Here is an 18,194-nt window from a genome sequence, read left to right on the forward strand (position 1 = left end):
AATAACAATTTGAATGTGTTTCTAATTGGCCCTATGGGTGCTGGCAAAAGCACCATAGGGCGTTTGCTTTCCCAGGAGCTGGGGCTGGAGTTCCACGATTCCGACCGTGAAATCGAGGCCAAAGCCGGTACCAATATTCCGTGGATCTTCGATGTCGAGGGTGAAGCGGGATTTCGCCAGCGTGAAGAAGCAACCATTGATGAGCTGACTCTGCTGGACAATATCGTTCTGGCGACCGGGGGCGGTGCTGTTCTGCGTGAGCCCAATCGCCGTCATCTGCAAAGCAGAGGTACGGTGGTGTATTTGCATACCTCCATTGAGCAACAGCTTGAGCGGACCGCAAAGGACCGAAATCGGCCCCTCCTGCAGACGGAGAACCCACGAGCTGTGCTGGAAGCGCTGATCAAGGAGCGTGATCCTCTGTACCGCGCTTGCTGTGATCTGTTGATCAAAACCGATCGACGTCATCCCAGAGGGGTCGTCAACGACATCGTTCGTTACCTCAAACGGCAGAAACCCCTCACTACGCCAGAGTAAAGCGCTTTCGGAGACTTACTGATGCAAACGCTGAATGTTGATCTTGGGGAGCGCAGCTACCCCATTCATATTGGTCAGAACCTGTTGGCACAGCCTCTGCTTGCGCCGTTCATCAAAGGCCGACAGGTCATGGTGGTCAGCAATGAAACCGTTGCGCCGTTATATCTGGACAAACTGATGTCTCAGTTGTCCGGTTTTCAGGTCGACATGATCATCCTGCCGGATGGTGAGGCCTTCAAGAATCTGGATCATGTCAACCGGATCTTCGATGCCCTGCTCGAAAAGCGGCACAACCGAACCACCACGTTGATTGCCTTGGGTGGCGGTGTCGTAGGGGATATGACCGGTTTTGCGGCCGCCTGTTACCAGCGTGGGGTCGCTTTCATTCAGGTCCCGACGACGCTACTGTCGCAGGTTGATTCCTCTGTTGGAGGCAAGACTGGAGTGAATCATCCGCTGGGCAAGAACATGATCGGAGCCTTCCATCAGCCGCAGGTGGTGCTGGCCGATACGGATGTGTTGGCAACCTTACCCGAACGAGAGCTGTCCGCAGGACTGGCAGAAGTGATCAAGTATGGCTTGATCCATGATGCAGAGTTTCTCGCCTGGCTGGAAGAGAACATGTCGGCACTGCGTCGGCGCGATGCCGGAGCACTCAGTCAGGCCATTTACCGCTCCTGTGAGATCAAGGCCGAGATGGTGGCCTTGGATGAGCGTGAATCAGGTGTTCGTGCACTGTTGAATCTGGGGCATACCTTCGGTCACGCGATCGAAACCGATCAGGGATATGGTCAGTGGCTTCATGGCGAAGCCGTTGGGGCTGGCACCATGATGGCAGCGGACCTGTCGGCTCGTTTGGGGTGGCTGACTCAGGCCGACCTGGACCGTGTTCGCAAAATCCTGCAGGCGGCAGGCTTGCCTGTACAGCCGCCGGCCAGCATGAGTTCTGAGCGTTTCGTGGAGCTGATGGCGGTAGACAAAAAGGTGATCGACGGCAGTCTGCGTCTGGTGCTACTGCAGCAGTTGGGTAAGGCAGTCGTAACGTCTGATTTCCCTGCAGAGCGGCTGACCGAAACGCTGACCGCAGGTGAGTGCCTGGGTCAGCTATAACCGGCTGGAAGGCAGATTCGGAACAGGAGGTTGAAGGTCGGACATGAGTGTACCCAGTTACTACCATGAGCCTGGTTCGCGCTTGCAGTTGTCGGAAAAACTGCAGCATCTGGTGCGCTTTTCCGACTTTCTGATCCTGATAACGGGTGTCGAAGGCTGTGGAAAAACGACACTCTTGCAGAAGCTGGAGCAGGACGGGCAGGCGTCGACGGGTCGGTCGGCAATGGTGGGCTTTGAAGCCACAGCGGATGTAACCGGCTTGCTGCAGGCGTTGACGCATGCCTTGCAGCTGGAACCGGCAGATGGCAATCAGGCGCGTCTTTCGCAACTGCATGGCTTGGCGAAGCAGCTGGCGGAGGATGACCTCTCGCTGGTATTGCTGATCGATGATGCTGACTACCTGACCAATAATGCGCTGGAATTGCTGATCAATTTTGCCACTCTCGAGGGGGCTGCTGCTCCCCGCATCCTGTTGGCGGGCACCGCAGCGTTTGAGCAGCGCTTCAGAGGTCTGGAGCTGGATCAGCGTCTCGAAGGGCACCTGCATGTCGAGAACCTTGAACCCTTTACGTCTGAAGAGTCGGCGGAATTCATCGAGTCCTTGTTGCCGGATGGGGTGGCACTCAAGGAACGACAGTTGCGCCTTCTGGTTGAACAGTCTGCCGGCCGACCAGCGCGGCTGCGTCAGGCGGTTGCCGAGGTGCTCAAGCGTGACGCCGGGGTATCTCGCTCGCCCGGCCGGTTGCCGATGCCTCCCAAGCATATCAGTGCCGCTTTTGTGATCCTGCTGCTGGTTTTCTCGGTTGCCATCTGGCAATACCTGCCGGACGAAGAGGAAGAGCAAGTGGTTGCAGAACGAGTAACCCTGCCGCTGGCCATTAATAAAGTGCCTCAGGCGCAGACAGGTTCAGTCAAAGAGATTCCTCTGGATGAAGAGCCTTCACCGTTCAAGGCTCCGCAAGCAGAAAACATTGATATGGTCAGGCCGGAACTGCCGAAAGTGGCTGCGCAGGCTGCTGTGTCTGATGATGTATCTGCAGGCAGCGCTTCTTCACCGGTTGCACAGGCCATTTCTGAGCCGCTGGAGGCGACACCGGTAACAGAGGCGATTTCTGTTGCCAATGCTGATTCCGGCCCCCGCTCTGACTTGGCTGTTGAGTCTGAGCCTGATCTCAAGGCAGCAGTTGAACCCGAAGCAACACCCGTCGCTAAGCCAGAACCCAAGCCGGAACCGAAGTCAGAGCCCAAACCTGAGCCCAAACCGGAACCAAAACCGGAACCAAAACCGGAACCCGAGCCCAAGCCTGCTCAGGCTGAATCGACGGCTGGCGTGGCCGAGCGCTGGCTTCGTGAGCAGGAGTTGCTGGGTTGGCCAGAGCAGGGATATACCCTGCAGATGCTGGGAGCCCGCGAAGAAAAGAGCGTTAAGGACTTCATTGAGGCTCAGTCCCAACCGCAGCGTTTCTACTATTTCCGTACCCTGTTCAAGGGTAAGCCCTGGCATGTCGTGGTCTATGGGCAATATGCTGACCGTGCAGCCGCTGTGAGCGCCGTAAATGCATTGCCGGCCGATCTCAAGAAGTTGCGGCCCTGGGCACGATCAATAGCGGGTGTTAAATCAGATATACAGAAAAATCAGTAGCTTACGATGAAAAATGGCACCTTTGGGTGCCATTTTTTTGGTCTCGAATTTTACCCCTTGCTGGATAAAATTTGTTCTTTTTTCACCGCGCGTGTAAAATTGCTTCCCCTTTTTGCCCGTCCAGTATGCCCCGGGAGAAAGGAGATATTATAACTATTTGTTTTTGAAGAGTTTTTTAGTGAGGTCGGCTTATGAATAAAGGTCTTTATCGCCTCGGAGAATTCAAGGATAACTGTGGCTTTGGTCTGATGGCCCATATGCAGGGTCAGACCAGTCACGACTTGTTGGAAAAGGCGATTGAAGCACTGGCTTGCATGACTCACCGCGGGGGAATCGCTGCGGACGGCAAAACAGGGGATGGTTGTGGCCTGCTGATGCAGAAGCCGGACACTTTCCTGCGTGCAGTCATGAAAGAAGAGCGGGGCGTAGAGCTCGGCGAAAACTATGCCGTGGGCATGGTATTTCTGTCCCGGGAGCCGGCCCTTGCCGAGCAGGCTCGGAATGAGCTGAACAGTGCTTTGGAGGCCCAGGGCCTTGAAGTTGCTGGCTGGCGTGAAGTGCCAACAGATCAAAGCTGCTTGGGGCCGATCGCGAAAGATACACTGCCACAGATCGAGCAGGTATTTATCAATCCGAACGGCAAGAGTGATCGAGAATTTGCCGTTAGCCTCTTTACAGCCCGCCGCCTCACCGAAAACGCTCTCAGCCAGGATCCTGATTTTTACATTTGCAGCCTGTCCGACAAGGTTCTGTCCTACAAGGGCCTGATGATGCCGGTCGATCTGCCGGTGTTCTACAAGGACCTGAACGATCCGCGTCTGGAAACGGCTATCTGTACTTACCATCAGCGTTTCTCGACCAACACGGCTCCACGCTGGCCGTTGGCTCAGCCTTTCCGCTTCCTGGCACACAACGGTGAGATCAATACTGTTGACGGCAACCGCAACTGGGCACGTGCACGTCGCACCAAGTTCGTTACTGAGCTTCTGCCCAATCTGGATGAGCTGCAGCCGATCGTCAATACAACCGGCTCTGACTCTTCCAGCATGGACAACATGCTGGAATTCCTGCTGGTGGGTGGCATGGATATCTACAAGGCCGTGCGCATGATCGTGCCGCCGGCATGGCAGAACGTCGAGACCATGGATTCCGATCTGCGTGCCTTCTACGATTATCACTCCATGCACATGGAGCCCTGGGATGGCCCCGCCGGTATGGTTATGACCGATGGCCGCTTCGCAGTCTGCATGCTGGACCGCAACGGACTGCGTCCGTCCCGCTGGGTAATGACCCGTGACGGTTATATCTGCACCGCGTCCGAGATCGGCGTGTTCGACTACGCGCCTGAAGACATTGTGGCTCAGGGCCGTGTCGGACCGGGTCAGATGTTGTCGATCGATACCCAGACCGGTGAAGTTCTGCACACACAAGATGTGGACAACAAGCTCAAGTCCGGTCAGCCCTACAAGCAGTGGCTGAAGGACAATGCCATTCGCCTTGAACAGCACATGAACTTCGAAGTGGAGTCCCAGTCCTTCCGCGAAATGTCGCCGGAAGAGACCAGGGAACACATGAAGATGTTCAATGTCAGCTTCGAGGAGCGTGATCAGGTTCTGCGCCCGCTGGGCGAGTCCGGTATGGAAGCGGTTGGCTCCATGGGCGACGACAAGCCGATGGCGGTCCTGTCCAGTCAGATCCGCTCGCCGTACGACTACTTCCGTCAGCAGTTCGCGCAGGTGACCAACCCGCCGATCGACCCGTTGCGTGAAGCGATCGTCATGTCTCTCGAGACCTGTATCGGTGCCGAGCAAAACGTCTTCGAAGAAACGCCGGAGCATGCGCGTCGTATCATCCTGACCACGCCTGTGCTGTCTGCCAACAAGTTCCGCTATCTGCTGAATTGCCCGCATGAGGGGTTCGAATCTCAGCAGCTGGATCTGCAGTACGATCCTGAAATCGGCTTGCAGCAGGCGATCCAGAACCTCTGTGCCCAGGCTGAAGAAGCCGCTCGCAGTGGCAAGGTGCTGCTGATCCTGACCGATGCCTACATCCAGCGCGGCAAGCTGCCGATCCATGCCTCCATGGCCACCGGTGCAGTACACCACCACCTGGTGGAGAAGGGACTGCGTTGCGAAACCAACCTGATCGTTGAAACCGCGACTGCGCGTGACCCGCATCACTTCGCAGTGCTGTTCGGCTTTGGTGCCACCGCGGTATATCCGTATCTGGCCTACCGTGTGCTCAATGACCTTTGTCGCACCGGTGAACTGGGTCTGGAGCCGCTGCAGGCGCATGAAAACTATCGCAAGGGCATCAACAAGGGTCTGCTGAAGATCCTGTCCAAGATGGGTATCTCAACCATCGCGTCCTATCGTGGTGCTCAGCTGTTCGAAGCCGTGGGTCTGTCCAGCGAAGTGGTTGAGCTTTGCTTCCGTGGCGTTTGCAGCCGTATCGAAGGTGCTCGCTTCACCGACTTCCAGAAGGAACAGGGTGAATTGGCCAAGCAGGCCTGGAGCCCCCGTAAGCCGATTCGTCAGGGTGGTTTGCTGAAGTACGTTCACGGTGGTGAATACCATGCCTACAACCCGGATGTGGTCAAGACGATCCACGAAGCGGTCACCACGGGCGATAAGCGCGCCTATGACCGTTACGCGGAACTGGTCAACAACCGTGGTGTGGCTACACTGCGTGACCTGCTGGGTCTGAAAAAGGGCCTGAAGCCGGTGCCGCTGGACGAAGTCGAGCCGGTCGAGAATATCTTCCCGCGCTTTGACAGTGCCGCCATGTCTCTGGGAGCGCTGTCTCCGGAAGCGCATGAAGCGCTGGCTGTGGCCATGAACGAACTGGGTGGTCGCTCCAACTCCGGCGAGGGTGGTGAAGATCCAGCCCGTCACGGCACGATCAAGCGCTCCAAGATCAAACAGGTGGCCTCGGGCCGTTTCGGTGTGACGCCGGAATACCTGATGAGCGCCGACGTCATGCAGATCAAGGTCGCTCAGGGCGCGAAGCCGGGTGAAGGTGGTCAGCTGCCGGGTGGCAAGGTGAACGATCTGATCGCACGCCTGCGTTACTCGGTACCGGGCGTGACTCTGATTTCACCGCCGCCGCACCATGACATCTACTCGATCGAGGACCTGGCGCAGCTGATCTTCGACCTCAAGCAGATCAATCCTGAAGGTCTGGTGTCAGTGAAGCTGGTATCCCGTCCGGGTGTCGGCACCATCGCCTGTGGTGTTGCCAAGGCATATGCCGACCTCATCACCATCTCCGGTTATGACGGTGGTACTGCGGCGTCTCCGCTGACCTCCATCCATTATGCCGGTTCTCCGTGGGAGCTGGGTCTGGCTGATGCCCAGCAGGCACTGCGTGCCAACCAGCTGCGCGGCAAGATTCGTCTGCAGACAGACGGTGGTTTGAAAACCGGTCTGGACGTGGTCAAGGCTGCGATTCTGGGTGCGGAAAGCTTCGGCTTCGGTACCATGCCGATGGTGGCGCTGGGCTGTAAGTACCTGCGTATTTGTCACCTGAACAACTGTGCGACCGGTGTTGCGACCCAGCGTGCCGATCTGCGTAACGACCACTTCCGCGGCACCGTGGAAATGGTGAAAAACTTCTTCCGTTTCGTGGCGGAAGAGACCCGTCAGCTGATGGCTCAGCTGGGCGTACGCAGCTTTGACGAGCTGATCGGTCGTGTCGACCTGCTGGAAATCCTGGAAGGCGTGACCGAAAAACATGCCAACCTGGACCTGACACCGATTATCGGTACTGCCGGGGTGCCGGAAGAGTATCCGCATACCTGTCAGCAGGCACGTAACGAACCCTATGATCCGGGCAGCCTGAATACCCAGATGCTGGAGCTGGCGCGTGATGCCATCGCCGGTAAGCAGGGCGGTGAGTGGACGCTGGAGATTACCAACTGCGACCGCTCTGTGGGTGCACGTACTTCCGGTGAAATCGCGCGCTTGCACAGCAACCTGGGCATGAGCGATGCGCCGATCACGTTCAACTTCCGTGGTCATGCCGGTCAGTCCTTCGGTGTGTGGAACGCCGGTGGCCAGAACCTGCTGTTGGAAGGTGATGCCAATGACTATGTCGGCAAGGGCATGGCGGGTGGCAAGATCGTCGTGCGTCCGTTCAAGGAAGTCACCTTCAAGTCCAATGAGACCACCATCCTGGGTAATACCTGCCTGTATGGTGCGACCGGTGGCAAGCTGTTCGCAGCGGGTCATGCCGGTGAGCGTTTTGCCGTGCGCAACTCCGGTTGTCACGCGGTGATCGAGGGGGCCGGTGACCACTGCTGTGAATACATGACCGGTGGTATGGTGACCGTACTGGGCGAGACCGGCTACAACTTCGGTGCCGGCATGACGGGCGGTTTTGCCTATGTGCTGGATATGAACAACAGTTTCGTGGACAAGTACAACCACGAGCTGGTGGACATTCACCGCATCGCGACCGAGCAGATGGAAGCTTACAAGAACCACCTGCGTTCGGTGATCGAGGAGTTCACGGCGGAGACCGGAAGTGCCTGGGGTCAGGAGATCCTCGACAACTTCTACGACTTCAGCGGCAAATTCTGGCTGGTGAAGCCGAAGGCCGCAAGCCTGAATGAACTTCTGAACACTGTGCGTGTACGTCCCGAGTAAGCACAGAGAACGACTAACAGCAGCACCTGCCCGAGGGGCAGGTGCCGGACGAGGTGGTAACATGACTGACCGTCTGAAAAACGATTTCCAGTTTATCGATGTTGGCCGTCAGGGACCGGAAAAAATCCCGGCGGGCGTGCGTAAACAGCAGTTTGCCGAGATCTATGAACCGTTCAAACCCAAGGATGCCTCATCTCAGGCACATCGCTGTCTCGAGTGCGGTAACCCTTACTGTGAATGGAAGTGTCCGGTACACAATTTCATTCCCAACTGGCTGAAGCTGGTCACTGAAGGCAACATCATGGAAGCAGTGGAGCTGAGTCATCAGACCAACTCCCTGCCGGAAGTGTGTGGCCGTGTTTGCCCGCAGGACCGTCTGTGTGAAGGTGCCTGTACACTGAATGACGGCTTCGGTGCCGTGACCATCGGTTCTGTCGAGAAGTACATCACCGACACCGCTTTCGCCATGGGCTGGAAGCCGGATATGTCCAAGGTGGAATGGACCGACAAGAAGGTTGCGATCATCGGCGCAGGCCCGGCGGGCCTCGGTTGTGCCGATATTCTGGTGCGCAACGGCGTCAAGCCGGTCGTATTTGACCGCAACCCGGAGATTGGTGGTCTGCTGACCTTCGGTATTCCGGAGTTCAAGCTTGAGAAGAGCGTGATGAGCCGTCGTCGCGAAGTGTTCACCGAGATGGGCGTTGAGTTCCGTCTGAACACCGAAGTCGGCCAGGACGTGACCATGCAGCAGCTGATGGACGAGTACGATGCCGTCTTCCTGGGCATGGGAACCTACACCTACATGAAGGGCGGTTTCCCGGGTGAAGACCTGGACGGTGTCTACGACGCATTGCCGTTCCTGATCTCCAACGTCAACCACTGCCTGGGCTTTGAGAAGGATCCGGCTGAATACATCAGCGTCAAGGGTCAAAAAGTTGTGGTACTGGGTGGCGGCGACACGGCCATGGACTGTAACCGTACCTCCATCCGTCAGGGTGCCGAATCGGTGATCTGTGCCTATCGTCGTGACGAAGAGAACATGCCGGGCTCCAAGCGCGAGGTGGAAAACGCCCGCGAAGAGGGGGTGGAATTCATGTTCAACCGTCAGCCGGTGGAAGTGGTTGGCGAGAATGGCAAGGTTACTGGCGTCAAGCTGGTCACCACCCGTATGGGTGAGCCTGATGAAAACGGCCGTCGTCGAGCTGAAGTGGTGCCTGGATCTGAAGAAGTACTGCCGGCAGACACTGTGCTGGTGGCCTTCGGCTTCCGCCCGAGCCCGGCGTCCTGGTTTGCCGATTTCGGTATCGATCTGCATGATGATGGTCGTATCAAGACTCAGGCACAGCCACAGGAAATTGGCCGTTTCGCCTTCCAGACCAGCAATGCCAAGGTGTTTGCCGGTGGTGACATGGTGCGCGGTTCTGACCTGGTGGTAACGGCCATTGATGAAGGACGTAAAGCTGCTGAGGGCATTCTGGACTTCCTCGAAGTCTGATTGCTTGCCTGAGCGACTTTTAAAAAACCGGATGCTGTCATGGCATCCGGTTTTTTTGTGCCTGGCCTCTAACGACTTGCCCGGTCGATCGTTTTCCTGAGGAAAAACTCCAGTCTCAATGTGACGGCCCAGCGGGGGTCAAAATCAGAGTCACGGTCGAAGTGCAGCTCCGGGATCAGGTCCAGAAACAACCGCCCCTTGTGGATGTCGCGTCGATACCAGCTTTGCAGGTAATAGTCATTGATATGCGGTCTGGACAGGCTGTCGCCGACCATGATCAGCCCGTGGCGGAGGCTGCTGCGGTTATTGATCTGACGTGCAATCTCGAAACGTTGGGAGAACTCCAGGGTGTCTTCTGTTTCCTGCCATTGAAATTGGGTGTATGAGCGCAGGCGGCGATTGGGGGCCAGTGGCCGGCTCAGATCCCAATGGCTGCGTGCAGAGTAGCCATCGCTGTCAAACCAGGAAAGGCGGTTGTAGCTGCTCAGTTCCCAGGGGCTGTCATCCCAGCTCCAGACGCGTTCTCCGGTCGCGCGCAGGTAGGGATCAATCGGCGTTCTGACCTTGATGCCGCCGCCAAAACGGTAACTCCAGTGCTGGCGCTTGTCGTCCGGGTCCAGTTTATCGAGACCGATCGTGACATTGTTGCCGTCCAGTCGCTGGTTGAGCTGGCTGTCGCTGCCCTGTTCCGCCAGTGTGCCGAGGGATTCCTCGGGATCGCTCTCGATCAGCAGTCGCAAGCGCTCTCGGCTGGTGGGCAGATCGAGTTTGAAGCGCACACTGAAATCATCCGAAAAACCGTCTGACTCTTGCCAGAGCGTCTCATGCGTAATGCGCAGGAAGGATTCATTATCCACCGTCAGGCTTTCCTCGGTGCCGAACAGTCCGTCAAGTCGACGTGCGGAATAGTCGACCCAGCTGCCGATGGTGTCATGGGTGCGATCCAGACTGTTGGCTGCCCAGTCCGGCAGGTCTGAGTCGTCGCCGGCCAAGGTTAGTTGGCTGACGCAGGCCAGAGCCAGAAAGGCAATCGGTGAAAGTTTCATGCTGACTGCATCCCTGATGGGTTCACCTAATGTATAGATGATAAAGGGAGGTGCAGCAACGGCAGCACCGCGAAAAGCGGGCTGCCGTCAGAGTGGGTCAGAGGTTCTTCAACATCCGTTCGTGCTGGGCCTGAACCTCGGCATCGGGTTCAGCTCCCATCAGCGATACCAGTACGATCGCAACGGTTGCGAAAATGATGCCCGGTACGATTTCGTACATGTCGAACAGACCGCCGGAAAGTTGTTTCCAGACGACTACGGTGACGGCACCGACCACGATACCGGCCAGGGCACCGTTGCGAGTCATCTTCTTCCAGTACAAACTGATCAGCAGTGCAGGGCCGAAGGCCGCGCCGAAGCCGGCCCAGGCATAGGACACCAGACCCAGTACGGTGCTTTCCGGGTTGAATGCCAGGAACATGGCAATCAGGGAAAGTCCGATAACAGCCAGACGACCGACCATCACGATCTCTTTCTGAGAAGCATCCTTACGCAGAAGTTGCTTGTAGAAGTCTTCGGCCAGGGCCGAGGATGATACCAGCAGCTGAGAATCCGCGGTGCTCATGATGGCCGCCAGAATCGCAGCCAGCAGGATACCGGCAATGACCGGGTGGAAGATCGCATTGACCAGCAGCATGAAGATGGTTTCGCCATCGCCCAGTTCACCACCCATCTGGGTTTCGACAAACAGCATGCCCGCCAGACCGACCAGCAGTGCGCCTGCCATGGAAAGGCCACTCCAGGCCACCGCGATGCGGCGTGCAGTCGGGATCTCTTGGTTACTGCGGCAGGCCGCGAAACGGGCGAGGATGTGTGGCTGACCGAAATAACCCAGGCCCCAGGCTGCCAGCGAGACGATGGCGATGAAGCCCAGTGGTTCACCATCCGCGTTATTGAACAGGGTCAGCAGTTCGGGATTCTTCGCTTCGACCGCGGTCCACATGGCAGAGAAACCACCGTCTGCCTGAATCGCTGCAACGGGTACGATCAGCAGGGCAGCCGCCATCAATAGCCCCTGTACCAAGTCGGTCCAGGACACGGCGAGGAAGCCGCCAAACAGTGTATAGGACACGATGCAGATGGTGCCGATGATCAGTGCAGTGGTGTATTCAAGACCGAATACGGTTTCGAACAGCTTGCCACCGGCTACCAGTCCCGAGCTGGTGTAGAACAGGAAGAACAGCAGAATAAAGAACGCTGAGATTACCTGTAGCATGCGCGATTTGTCGTGAAAGCGATTGGCAAAGAACTCCGGCAGGGTCAGGGCATCACCGGCTTCGATACTGTAGGTGCGCAGACGCTTGGCTGTCAGTACCCAGTTGCCCCAGGTACCGATCAACAGACCGCCGGCAAGCCAGAGCGCTTCCAGACCGGAGCCAAAGGCATAGCCCGGCAGACCGAGCAGCAGCCAGCCACTCATGTCGGAAGCACCGGCGGAAAGAGCCGCGGGCCAGGGGCCGAGTGAGCGACCGCCCAGGAAGTAGTCGGATGAGCTTGCAGTGCGCTGGTAGGCGATGACACCGATTGCCAGCATCAGAATCAGGTAAACGACAAAGGTCCCGTAGACCGCATAGTTGTTTTCAATCATGCAAAAAGCCTCTCTGCAGCCCTCGTGGGGCCTGATTATTGTACGCCTGCCTCATGCGTGAACTCAGAGAAGCTGAGGCAGGTCGACAACGGATGGTGTGGGGGCGTTGCCATCCAGATATGTTAGACGGTGCGGCTGCCGAGCTCCAGCAGGGTCGCGTTACCGCCAACGGCTGTCGTATTGATGGTGCGGGTTTTTTCAGTCACCAGACGCAGCAGGAAATCGGGGCTGGTGAGCAGCGGACAATGCTGCAGATCCGTTTCCGCAACCAGCTGCAGCAGGACGCCTTCCTGAGCGGACAGCGAACGGTTCAGCTGGATTTCCTGTTCAGGTGTGCAGCTGGCGATGACCATGCGCAGGTCGCTATGGCTGAACAGCACCGGTTCCGGAGAATCGGTGTCGACAGCCAGCAGCGCCCGGGGAACACCCGCCTGGTGGAGTGCTTCCACCAGTTGGCTGAGCCAGCTTTCCTGACCGGGCCAGCGCAGCACCACGGCATTGCCACAGGCCAGAGCAGCAAGCAGTTGGCAGGCGACCAGGGTTTCAGTGCTGGCCTCGGTGCCCAGAATCAGGGCAACCCCTCGTCCTGTCAGGTAGAGTTCGTTGGATTCACCGGTGGGGCCCGGCATCTCCAGCGTGATCTCCAGCGCTTCGGCATCGACCATCAGTTGACGTGCCAGGCGCTCCGTCAGAGCTGCCTCGGCATGTGCGGGCAGATGCTCCAGCGCGGCGGTCAGCAGACGGCAGCGGTCAGCGAAGCCGCGGCGGTTCCAGGCTTCCCAGACTGCGGAAGCCTGGATGTCGCGAATATCAGAGTGATGCATCATTATCCCTCCACCTTGTCAGTTTTGGACGCCGGTCGGGTCACATTCGGCTGCAGCCGGGTAAAGCGCAGCAGGTAGTGTGGGCCACCTGCCTTGGGGCCGGTGCCGGACAGGCCCTGACCACCGAACGGCTGCACGCCAACGGTGGCACCCACCTGGTTGCGGTTGATGTAGGTATTGCCAACGCGGGCACGGGATTCGATGTGCGCGGCGGTACCTTCGTTGCGGGTATGAATGCCCAGCGTCAGGCCGTAACCACAGTGGTTGATCTGATCGATCAGCTTATCCAGGTCCTTGGCTTCATAGCGCACCAGGTGCATGATCGGACCGAACTGTTCACGACCCAGGCGTTCGATGGAGTCGATTTCGAACGCGGTGGGTGCGACGAAGGTGCCCTGATCCGCATCAGGGTGCAGTGCCGACTGCGCCAGCAGCGTAGCGTGAGACTTCATCTGCTCGATGTAGTTGAGCAGTCCCTGCTGAGCGCCGGCGTCAATCACCGGGCCTACATCGGTGCTGTGCAGGCAGGGGTTGCCGGTCTTGAGCTCGGCCATGGCACCCTTGAGCAGATCGATGATGCGGTCGGCAATGTCCTTCTGCACGCAAAGGACGCGCAGTGCTGAACAGCGCTGGCCGGCGGATGCAAACGCGGACTGCACGGCGTCCTTGACCACCTGCTCCGGCAGGGAGGTGGAATCGATAATCATCGCATTCTGACCACCGGTTTCGGCGATCAGCGGCACTGGCGCACAGTCGCGCGCCGCGAGTGCGCGGTTGATCAGCCGTGCGGTTTCGGTCGATCCGGTAAAGGCAACACCGGCAATTCGAGGGTCGGCAGTCAGTGGTGCACCAACGTCGGCACCTGTACCGGGCAGCAGCTGGATGGCGCTTCCCGGAATGCCGGCAGCCAGCATCAGCTCAATCGCGCGTGCGGCGATCAGACTGGTCTGTTCAGCCGGCTTGGCGACAACGGTATTGCCGGCCGCCAAAGCTGCGGTGATTTGACCGAGAAAGATTGCCAGCGGGAAGTTCCACGGACTGATGCAGACGAAAACGCCACGGCCATCGCGAATCAACTGATGGCTGCTGCCATCGGCGAGGATACGCTTGGTCGGAGTGCTGAACAGGTCGTTGGCCTGCAGCGCGTAGTAACGACAGAAGTCCACGGCTTCACGGACTTCATCGATGCTGTCCTGAATGGTCTTGCCCGCTTCCTGATGGCAGAGTGCGACCAGTTCTTCCAGGTTCTCTTCCAGCAGGTTGCCAAGACGCATCAGTGCCTGAGTTCGAATACCGACCGGAGTGGCGTGCCAGTCGGCAAAACCATCGCTGGCGACCTGAACTGCCTGCGCCACCAGTTCCGCGTTGGCAAAGTGAACGCGGCCGGTATGGTGGCGGTGATCGTAAGGAGCCTTGGCCTCAACGATACGACCGGTCTCGATTCTCTCACCGTTGATGATCGGTCCAGCCAGCCACTGGTGGTTCAGCCATTCGTTCACTTTGGCGCTGAACGGTTTCCACTCGCAGGCAATGTCAATGTTGGGACCGCGAGAGTTCTGGCGCTGCTGGCCGTAAATGTCGCGCGGCAGCGGGATATGCGGGTTGTGCAGCGGGTTGCGCTTGTTCAGGGTCAGCCAGGGGTGCTCGGTCAGTTCACTGATCGGACAACGGGCATCGACCAGACGGTGGACGAAGGAGCTGTTGGCGCCGTTTTCCAGCAAGCGGCGAACCAGGTAAGGCAGCAGGTCCTTGTGGTTGCCAACGGGTGCGTAGATGCGCACGGCCACGCCGGCCTGTTCCAGCACGCGGTCGTAGAGCGCATCACCCATGCCGTGAAGGCGCTGGAATTCAAACTGATTGTGCTGCGCTTCGGTCATGATCGTGGCAACCGTGTGCGCGTTGTGGCTGGCAAACTGCGGCCAGATCAGGCCCTTAACATGGCTGCTGAGCAGGAAGCGGGCACAGGCCAGATAGGAGACGTCGGTGGACTCCTTGCGGGTGAAGACCGGGTAACCATCCAGACCCTTCTGCTGGCAGAGTTTGATCTCGGAATCCCAGTAGGCGCCTTTAACCAGGCGTACCGGGATCAGGTCTCCCTGCTGCCTGGCCAGCGCTGCCAGCCAGATCAGGACCGGCAGGGCGCGTTTGGAATATGCCTGTACCACCAGGCCAAATCCACCCCAGCCTTTGCAATCGGGGTGTTGATAAAGCTTCTGGAACAGCTGCAGGGAAAGCTCCAGACGGTCCGCTTCTTCGGCATCGACGGTGATGGCGACATCCAGCGCACGGGCCTGACGAATCAGCTTCAGCACGGTCTCGAACAGCTGCTCCATGACCTGTTCTTCCTGTCCCGGCTCGTAGCGCGGGTGCAGGGCGGACAGTTTGATCGAAACGCTCGGCTTCGGACCCTTGGCCTTCTTGTCCTGATAGTTGCCGACGAAGTCGATGGCGCGACTATAGTCGTTCAGGTACTTGGCAGCATCGGTGCGGGTCAGGGCGGCTTCGCCCAGCATGTCGAAGGAGTAGGTGTAACCCTTCTGACGGTACTCGCTGCCGCGTTTCATCGCTTCGTTGATATCACGGCCGAGTACGAACTGGTGGCCCATGATCTTCATCGCCTGCTGCATGACGCGGCGGATCAGTGGCTCACCCAGGCGGTTGACCAGACGGTTGATGACGCCAGACGGAGTGCCGTCTTCGCGCTCATCCATGGTGACCACCTTGCCGGTCAGCAACAGGCCCCAGGTGGAGGCGTTGACCAGCAGGGAGTCGGAATTCCTCAGGTGGCTCTTCCAGTCGGCGACACTGAGTTTGTCGCGGATCAGAGCATCGGCGGTTTCGGCATCGGGGATGCGCATCAACGCTTCTGCCAGGCACATCAGCAGGATGCCTTCGCGGGTATCCAGGCTGTATTCCAGCAGCAGGGCGTCGATCATGTGGATGGCACCATCATCGGCCCGAACCTGCTCGATCAGGCTGGTCGCGCGTGATTCTGCCTGGCGGATCTGATCGCCGGTCGGTTCGGCCAGCGCCATCAGTTCCCTGAGCCAGCGGCTCTCGTCAATGGCGTAAAGCGGGGAGATCTGCTCCCAGAGCGCTGTCAGAGGCTGCTCGATCAATCCCGGATGCAGTGCATCGATCGCTTTGAACATAGACTTTTCCTCAACTCTTCCGCAGATGCCGGGCTGCCGGTTGCAGGCAGACATCCTGGGGTATTGCCGATTCAGAGAGCCGAATTGCCCACTGAAGCGGCATTTAATAACAGTCGTTGCGGAGCGGTCTTGTCGGTTTCTACGGTTGTTTTGCTTAATTCTCCGATGGCAGATCGCTTCGTTGACGACGGAACTGGGCCGGTGACATGTCGAAACGCTGGCTGAAGGCACGGGTCAGGGCGCTTTGGTTGCCAAAACCGTAACGGCCGGCAAGCTGTGCAATGGAGTCAGGTGCCTGCAGCAGTGCCTTGCGAACCGCCTGCAGGCGCCGCTCGTTGACATACTGGATGGGAGTCACCCCGGTTTGATCACGGAAGCGGGCGAAAAACTGGCTGCTGCTCAGGCAAAACAGGCCCGCCATCTCTTCCACCGGGAGGCGACGGTCGATATGCATATCGATGTAATCATCCAGCAGGTCCAGGTTGAGTTTGCCCTGGATGCGTCTGGGTGGAGTCTGATCGAGTTGGCGTTGCAGCGCGCAGATAAGGGTGTTACTGCAGGCTTCCTGCAACAGGGGGTCGGTGGGATTATGCTGAATCTCTCGGCTCAGTGAACGCAACAACAGTTGCAGTTCGGGAGGACAGTGGAAATAGCTGGCCTGCTGGAACAGACGGTCGATACGTTCCTGCTGCAAGCGGTCGTCGCTCTCAACCGGAAGGTCCAGCACCAGAATGCGGTTGTCGCCCAGGCCGCTGAACATGTGGTCGGTTGCACAGGGAACCAGACAACCGTGACCGATACGCACCTCGCGACTATGCCCTACCAGTTCAAAGGCAGTATCACCTTCGAGTCCAAACACCAGTTGGTGATGCTGGTGGTCGTGCTGATCTGCGGAGGGGGGCAGGCTGAGAACTTTGGTGCTTCGCGTCATGTAACATCGTCACCGGATAGTCATTATTCAGTTAACCTTAGCCTACAAATTATACAGCGCAACCGGATGGATGTGATCAGGTGGAGCGCATTTGCCCGCTTTTACGGGTACAATGTCGGCAAATAAATTCTGACTTACAGGATAGATGGCGAGATGGCTGAACTGAAAAACGATCGCTTTCTGCGTGCGCTGCTGCTTGAACCGGTTGATGTGACTCCGGTATGGATGATGCGTCAGGCAGGGCGTTATCTGCCGGAGTATCGGGCGACCCGTGCTCAGGCGGGGGACTTTCTGAGTTTGTGCAAAAACCGTGAACTGGCCTGCGAGGTAACTCTGCAGCCGCTGGAACGCTACGATCTGGATGCGGCCATCCTGTTTTCCGATATTCTGACTATCCCGGATGCGATGGGGCTGGGGCTCTACTTCGAACAGGGCGAGGGCCCGCGCTTCAAGAAGATCATCCGCACTGAAAAGGACGTGGCCGAGCTGCCGATCCCGGATGCGGCCTCGGATCTGGATTACGTCATGGCGGCGGTCAGCGAAATCCGTGGCGCCCTGTCTGGACGCGTCCCGTTGATCGGTTTCTCCGGCAGCCCCTGGACGCTGGCCACTTACATGGTAGAAGGCGGTTCCAGCAAGGATTTCCGCCACATCAAGCAGATGATGTATGCCACTCCCGAGGTGATGCATGCCCTGCTGGATAAGCTGGCGCAGTCGGTCACCGGATACCTGAACGAACAGATTCGCTGCGGTGCTCAGGCGGTACAGATCTTCGACACCTGGGGTGGTGTACTCAGCGGACCCATGTACCAGGAGTTCTCGCTCAAATACATGCAGCAGATCGTGTCCGGCTTGATCCGTGAGCATGAAGGCCGTCGTGTACCGGTGATCCTGTTTACCAAGAATGGTGGTCAGTGGCTGGAAATGATGGCAGAGGCCGGTGCTGATGCCTTGGGTCTGGACTGGACCACCAACATCGATGACGCCCGCCGCCGTGTCGGCGATCGTGTCGCCCTGCAGGGCAACATGGATCCCAGCGTACTCTATGCTCCAGCGGAGCGTATTCGTGCGGAAGTGGCCGACATCCTGGCCCGTTTTGGTGAGGGTAACGGTCACGTCTTCAACCTCGGTCATGGTATCCACCAGTTTGTTGATCCCGAGAGCGCTAAGGTCTTTGTCGATGCGGTTCACGAGCTGAGTGCTCAGTACCACCGCTAACAGGC

The 18,194-nt window shown here is 58.1% G+C and carries 11 protein-coding genes; 6 read left to right on the forward strand and 5 right to left on the reverse strand.

The features are described from left to right. The first annotated feature begins 9 nt into the window (after window positions 1-9). The 5 genes from aroK to LN244_RS01570 all read left to right on the forward strand — a co-directional run bounded on the left by aroK (window position 10) and on the right by LN244_RS01570 (window position 9,430). A complete protein-coding gene (gene aroK, locus LN244_RS01550; protein WP_275424702.1) occupies window positions 10-537 on the forward strand; it encodes a shikimate kinase AroK in 528 nt (175 codons plus the stop codon). A 21-nt stretch (window positions 538-558) separates the two neighbouring features. Further along, window positions 559-1,647, forward strand: coding sequence for a 3-dehydroquinate synthase (gene aroB, locus LN244_RS01555; protein WP_239041110.1), 1,089 nt, complete (start codon window positions 559-561; stop codon window positions 1,645-1,647). A 43-nt stretch (window positions 1,648-1,690) separates the two neighbouring features. Continuing rightward, window positions 1,691-3,289, forward strand: coding sequence for an SPOR domain-containing protein (locus LN244_RS01560; protein WP_239041111.1), 1,599 nt, complete (start codon window positions 1,691-1,693; stop codon window positions 3,287-3,289). Window positions 3,290-3,480: 191 nt separating this feature from the next. Then, a complete protein-coding gene (gene gltB / locus LN244_RS01565) occupies window positions 3,481-7,935 on the forward strand; it encodes a glutamate synthase large subunit (RefSeq protein WP_239041112.1) in 4,455 nt (1,484 codons plus the stop codon). A gap of 61 nt (window positions 7,936-7,996) precedes the next feature. Beyond that, the gene (locus LN244_RS01570; protein ID WP_239041113.1) at window positions 7,997-9,430 is read left to right on the forward strand and encodes an FAD-dependent oxidoreductase; all 1,434 of its coding nucleotides are present in this window, start codon (window positions 7,997-7,999) and stop codon (window positions 9,428-9,430) included. Between the two features lie 68 nt (window positions 9,431-9,498). Here the strand turns inward: LN244_RS01570 and LN244_RS01575 are convergent, their stop codons facing one another. The 5 genes from LN244_RS01575 to LN244_RS01595 form a co-directional block, all read right to left on the reverse strand. Beyond that, window positions 9,499-10,476, reverse strand: coding sequence for a hypothetical protein (locus LN244_RS01575; RefSeq protein WP_239041114.1), 978 nt, complete (start codon window positions 10,474-10,476; stop codon window positions 9,499-9,501). 97 nt (window positions 10,477-10,573) lie between these two features. Beyond that, on the reverse strand, window positions 10,574-12,064 hold the full coding sequence (gene putP / locus LN244_RS01580; protein WP_239041115.1) for a sodium/proline symporter PutP: 1,491 nt from the start codon (window positions 12,062-12,064) through the stop codon (window positions 10,574-10,576). 122 nt (window positions 12,065-12,186) lie between these two features. Then, window positions 12,187-12,891, reverse strand: coding sequence for a hypothetical protein (locus LN244_RS01585; RefSeq protein WP_239041116.1), 705 nt, complete (start codon window positions 12,889-12,891; stop codon window positions 12,187-12,189). Then, window positions 12,891-16,040 carry a bifunctional proline dehydrogenase/L-glutamate gamma-semialdehyde dehydrogenase PutA gene (putA, locus tag LN244_RS01590; RefSeq protein WP_239041117.1) on the reverse strand — a complete coding sequence of 1,050 codons (3,150 nt, stop codon included), beginning with the start codon at window positions 16,038-16,040 and terminating at the stop codon, window positions 12,891-12,893. Before putA ends, LN244_RS01585 begins: the two co-directional genes overlap by 1 nt. Window positions 16,041-16,194: 154 nt before the next feature. Continuing rightward, window positions 16,195-16,971, reverse strand: coding sequence for an AraC family transcriptional regulator (locus tag LN244_RS01595; RefSeq protein ID WP_239041118.1), 777 nt, complete (start codon window positions 16,969-16,971; stop codon window positions 16,195-16,197). A gap of 153 nt (window positions 16,972-17,124) precedes the next feature. Between LN244_RS01595 and hemE the strand changes: the two genes are divergently transcribed. After that, on the forward strand, window positions 17,125-18,189 hold the full coding sequence (gene hemE / locus LN244_RS01600; protein WP_239041119.1) for a uroporphyrinogen decarboxylase: 1,065 nt from the start codon (window positions 17,125-17,127) through the stop codon (window positions 18,187-18,189). The last annotated feature ends 5 nt before the right edge of the window (window positions 18,190-18,194 follow it).

It is taken from the genome of Marinobacterium sediminicola (assembly GCF_022343685.1).
Lineage (GTDB): Bacteria > Pseudomonadota > Gammaproteobacteria > Pseudomonadales > Balneatricaceae > Marinobacterium > Marinobacterium sediminicola.

Coding starts and splice junctions, on each gene's coding strand:
- putP (WP_239041115.1), bottom strand. CDS start 12,064: ATGATTGAAAACAACTATGCGGTCTACGGGACCTTTGTCGTTTACCTG.
- LN244_RS01575 (WP_239041114.1), bottom strand. CDS start 10,476: ATGAAACTTTCACCGATTGCCTTTCTGGCTCTGGCCTGCGTCAGCCAA.
- hemE (WP_239041119.1), top strand. CDS start 17,125: ATGGCTGAACTGAAAAACGATCGCTTTCTGCGTGCGCTGCTGCTTGAA.
- gltB (WP_239041112.1), top strand. CDS start 3,481: ATGAATAAAGGTCTTTATCGCCTCGGAGAATTCAAGGATAACTGTGGC.
- LN244_RS01570 (WP_239041113.1), top strand. CDS start 7,997: ATGACTGACCGTCTGAAAAACGATTTCCAGTTTATCGATGTTGGCCGT.
- LN244_RS01585 (WP_239041116.1), bottom strand. CDS start 12,891: ATGATGCATCACTCTGATATTCGCGACATCCAGGCTTCCGCAGTCTGG.
- putA (WP_239041117.1), bottom strand. CDS start 16,040: ATGTTCAAAGCGATCGATGCACTGCATCCGGGATTGATCGAGCAGCCT.
- LN244_RS01560 (WP_239041111.1), top strand. CDS start 1,691: ATGAGTGTACCCAGTTACTACCATGAGCCTGGTTCGCGCTTGCAGTTG.
- aroB (WP_239041110.1), top strand. CDS start 559: ATGCAAACGCTGAATGTTGATCTTGGGGAGCGCAGCTACCCCATTCAT.
- LN244_RS01595 (WP_239041118.1), bottom strand. CDS start 16,971: ATGACGCGAAGCACCAAAGTTCTCAGCCTGCCCCCCTCCGCAGATCAG.